General features: G+C 74.2%; 2 protein-coding genes. One reads left to right on the forward strand and one right to left on the reverse strand.

Annotated elements, in window-relative coordinates:
* A partial coding sequence (locus SSBG_RS22375) for a bifunctional [glutamine synthetase] adenylyltransferase/[glutamine synthetase]-adenylyl-L-tyrosine phosphorylase (RefSeq protein ID WP_037870410.1) occupies positions 1-2,424 on the forward strand: 2,424 nt, incomplete at its 5' end.
* Positions 2,425-2,463: 39 nt separating this feature from the next.
* Here SSBG_RS22375 and SSBG_RS22380 read toward each other — a convergent pair.
* The gene (locus SSBG_RS22380) at positions 2,464-3,363 is read right to left on the reverse strand and encodes a phosphatase PAP2 family protein (RefSeq protein WP_037870412.1); all 900 of its coding nucleotides are present in this window, start codon (positions 3,361-3,363) and stop codon (positions 2,464-2,466) included.
* Between the last annotated feature and the right edge of the window lie 178 nt (positions 3,364-3,541).

The raw sequence follows: 3,541 nt of genomic DNA on the forward strand, positions 1-3,541 counted from the left end.
GACGCCGCCGCCTGCCGCCTCGCCGTCCTCGCGATGGGCAAGTGCGGCGGCCACGAGCTGAACTACGTCTCCGACGTGGACGTCGTCTACGTCGGCGAACCCGCGCACGACGGCGTCGAGGAAGGCGAGGCGATCCGCGCCGCGACCCGCCTCGCCGCGCACCTCATGCGCATCTGCTCCGAGACCACCATCGAGGGCACCATCTGGCCCGTGGACGCCAACCTGCGCCCCGAGGGCCGCAACGGCCCCCTCGTGCGCACCCTCTCCAGCCACCTCGCCTACTACCACCGCTGGGCCAAGACCTGGGAGTTCCAGGCGCTGCTCAAGGCCCGCCCCGTCGCGGGCGACCTCGCCCTCGGCGAGGAGTACGTGGCCGCCCTCGCCCCGCTCGTGTGGCAGGCGTCCGAGCGCGAGAACTTCGTCACCGACACGCAGCGGATGCGCCGCCGCGTCATCGACGCCATCCCGGCCGCCGAGGCCGAACGCGAACTCAAGCTCGGCCCCGGCGGGCTGCGCGACGTCGAGTTCGCCGTCCAGCTGCTCCAGCTCGTCCACGGCCGCGACGACACCGGCCTGCGCAGCCCCACGACGCTCGCCGCGCTCGCCGCGCTCGCCGACGGCGGCTACATCGGCCGCACCGACGCCTTCCAGCTCGACGAGGCGTACCGCTTCCTGCGCTCCCTCGAACACCGCATCCAGCTCTTCAAGCTGCGCCGCACCCACCTCGTCCCCGAGGACGAGGCCGACCTGCGCCGCCTCGGCCGCTCCCTGGGCCTGCGCACCGAACCGATCGCCTCACTCCTCAAGGAGTGGAAGCGCCACTCGGGCGCCGCCCGCCGCATCCACGAGAAGCTCTTCTACCGCCCGCTCCTCGATGCCGTCGCCCACCTCGCCCCGGGCGAGGCGGGCCTGAGCCCCGAGGCCGCCCGCGACCGCCTCGTCGCCCTCGGCTACGCCGACCCCGCCGCCGCCCTGCGCCACCTCGAAGCGCTCACCCACGGCGTCTCGCGCCGCGCCGCGATCCAGCGCACCCTGCTCCCCGTCCTCCTCGGCTGGTTCGCCGACTCCGCCGACCCCGACGCCGGGCTCCTCAACTTCCGCAAGGTCTCCGACGCCCTCGGCAAGACGCCCTGGTACCTGCGCCTGCTCCGTGACGAGGGCGCCGCCGCCGAGAACCTCGCCCGCGTCCTGTCCGCGGGCCGCCTCGCCCCCGACCTCCTGCTGCGCGCCCCCGAGGCCGTCGCCCTCCTCGGGGATTCGGCCGGGCTCGGCCCGCGCCCCCGCGCCCAGCTCGAACAGGAGATCCTCGCCGCCGTGGGCCGCGCCGAGACCCCCGAGGGCGGGGTCGCCGCCGCGCGCGGGGTGCGCCGCCGCGAACTGTTCCGCACCGCCGCCGCCGACCTCATCGGCTCCTACGGCACCGAGGACACCCCGGCCGAGGAGGACCACGGCGCGCTCGTGGACCGCGTCGGCTCCGCCGTCTCCGACCTCACCGCCGCGACCCTCGCCGGCACCCTGCGCGCCGTCGTCCGCGCCGGCTGGGGCGAGGAACTGCCCACGCGTTTCGCCGTCATCGGCATGGGCCGCTTCGGCGGCCACGAACTCGCCTACGGCTCCGACGCCGACGTCCTCTTCGTCCACGCGCCCCGCGAGGGCGTGGACGAGGCCGAGGCGAGCCGCGCGGCGAACGCCGTCGTCGCCGAGATGCGCCGCCTCCTCCAGCTCCCGAGCGCCGACCCGCCCCTCCTCATCGACACCGGCCTGCGCCCCGAGGGCCGCAACGGCCCCCTCGTGCGCACCCCCGCCTCCTACGCCGCCTACTACCGCCGCTGGTCGCAGACCTGGGAGGCGCAGGCCCTCCTGCGCGCCGAACCCGTCGCGGGCGACGCCGAGCTCGGCCGCGCCTTCACCGAGCTGATCGACCCGCTCCGCTACCCCGCCGAGGGCATCGGCGAGGAGGCCGTGCGCGAGATCCGCCGCCTCAAGGCCCGCATGGAGGCCGAGCGCGTCCCGCGCGGCCAGGACCCCACCCTGCACACCAAGCTCGGGCGCGGCGGCCTCTCCGACGTCGAGTGGACCGTTCAGCTCCTCCAGCTCCGCCACGGCCACCACGAGCCGGGCCTGCGCACCACCCGCACCCGCGAAGCCCTCGCCGCCGCCTTCGAGGCGGACCTCCTCGACCAGGAGCAGGCCCGCATCCTCGACGAGGCGTGGGTCCTCGCCGCGCGCGTGCGCAACGCCGTCATGCTCGTACGGGGCCGCGCGGGCGACACCTTCCCGAGCGACACCCGCGAACTCGGCGCCGTGAGCCGCTACCTGGGCTACGAGGCCGGGCACGCCGGGGACATGCTGGAGGACTACCGCCGCACGACACGGCGGGCACGCGGCATCGTGGAGGAGCTGTTCTACGGGGCGGCGCTGTGAGCCGCGCGGCCGGGCGCCCGCACGGGGCCGCCGCCCGCCTCAGCGCGAGGCCCGTGCCGCCTGGGTCGCCCCGGCGGCGCGCAGGCGGGAGCCCTTGCCCGGTGAGGTGATCAGCCGGGGCAGCGTGTAGGGAAGTTTCCCGTACCAGAGCGAGGCGACGGCGAAGCCGAAGGCGAGGCAGAAGAGGCCGCCGACCGCGTCGAGCCAGAAGTGGTTCGCCGTCGCCACGATCACCGTCAGCGTAAGCAGCGGGTAGAGCCCGCCGAGGATCTTCGCCCACGGCGCCTTCGCCAGCGCGATGATCGTCAGCCCCGCCCACGTGGACCAGCCGATGTGCATCGACGGCATCGCGGCGAACTGGTTCGACACGTGCTTGAGGTTGCCCGAGGCCAGCGAGCCCCACGTGCGGTGCACGAGGACGGTGTCGATGAAGTGGCTGTTCGTCATGAGCCGCGGCGGCGCCAGCGGGTACAGGTAGTAGCCGAGCAGCGCCGCGCCCGTCGTCGCGAAGAGCGCGAGGCGTGCCGCCGCGTACCGTCCGGGATGCCACTTGAAGAGCCAGACGAGCACGCCGAGCGTCACGATGAAGTGCAGCGTCGCGTAGTAGTAGTTCATCCCCACGATGAGCCATGTGACCTTGTTGAGCGCGTGGTTGACCGACTGTTCGAAGGCCAGGCCGAGATCGTGCTCCACGCGCCAGATCCAGTCCGCGTGGCGCAGCGCCTCGGCGCGCTGCTCGGGAACCGCGTTGCGGATCAGCGAGTAGACCCAGTAACTCAGGCCGATGAGGACGATCTCGAACCAGAGCCTGGGCCGCTTCGGGGTGCGCAGCCGCCGCACCGCGCGGCGCACGGCGGTGGGGTGGCCGGGCGTCTCCGTCGCGGGTGAGGAGGCGGCCGGTTCGCGGCCGGCCATCGGTGTCACAGTGATCTCACCCATGAGCAGAGAGTCTGCCAGAATCCGCCACGAATGCTGATCATCCCTCCGGTCGGCCTCTCGCCCGTCTTCTCCCCCTGGAGGAGGAGGGCCGGGAGCACGAACCCCGGGGGAACCCCGGGCCGGAGCCGCCCGCGCCCCCCTGGCCGCACCCCGGCCTCCCCACCGTGTGCCCCTCTCA

This window comes from Streptomyces sp. SPB074, from assembly GCF_000154905.1.
Lineage (GTDB): Bacteria > Actinomycetota > Actinomycetes > Streptomycetales > Streptomycetaceae > Streptomyces.